1 protein-coding gene is annotated in these 862 nt (G+C 57.5%); it reads left to right on the top strand.

Annotated elements, in window-relative coordinates:
- Positions 1 to 310: 310 nt before the first annotated feature.
- Positions 311 to 862 (top strand): ABC transporter substrate-binding protein (locus ACI94_RS05920; protein ID WP_286681204.1); only part of this gene is annotated, 552 nt, incomplete at its 3' end.

The raw sequence follows: 862 nt of genomic DNA, 5'->3' as shown, positions 1-862 counted from the left end.
GGACCTGCTCGATAAGGGGGAGTAACCCTTCTTTGGAACAGCCCACTATTTTACCCCCTCTTCTCTCCCCTCTCTTCTGGATGCAGCCGTTTCATCCTGAACTACATATCTCTTCCGGGTTCTGCCCTCATACGAGAATTACGACTATCTGACGCTGCTGAAATTGCTGTATCCTCATTTAATCGCAATCCTTTGCGATATCAAAGCAGAACGATTATGATCACATCAGCGGAGGGAAAATATATGAAGTGGAGTTTACCAGCCTCAGTTTTTATTCTTCTCGCGGCGATCGTCTTCGCCTGCGGGTGTAGTGACACAGAGCACTCCTGCAGAGCAGGGCGGAGCAGTGCCGGAGATCGTCGTCGGCGTCCTTCTGCCGCTCTCCAGCGACTATGCCGCGGGTGGAGAAGAGAGCAAAGCCGCCATTGAGGTGGCCGTCAGCGATATCAACGACTATTTTACCTCGATCGGGTCGGATTACCGGGTCAGGGTGATCCTCGAGGATACACGGACCGATCCCGCCGTCGCACTTGAGAAACTCGAGGCTCTCGATGAACAGGGCGTCAAGATCGTCATCGGGTTCGGTACCAGCACCGAGCTCGAGGCGGCCCGGGCGTATGCCGACGAGCACGGCATCATCCTGATCAGCACCATGAGCACAGCGCCGTTGCTCGCGATTGCCGGTGACAACGTCTACCGGTTCGTGCCGCCGGACACCCACCAGGCCGGTGCGATGGCCTACTACCTGAAGGCGGACGGGATAACGGCGGTCGTGCCGATCTGGCGCGGCGACATCTGGGGCGACGAGCTGAAGATACTCGCCGCGGAATCGTTTGCACGGGGCAACGCCACGGTCTTCGAC

This window comes from Methanoculleus sp. DTU007, assembly GCF_001512385.1.
In the GTDB taxonomy this organism is placed as follows: Archaea; Halobacteriota; Methanomicrobia; order Methanomicrobiales; family Methanoculleaceae; genus Methanoculleus; species Methanoculleus thermophilus.
This window is presented reverse-complemented; position numbering and strand designations above follow the sequence as displayed.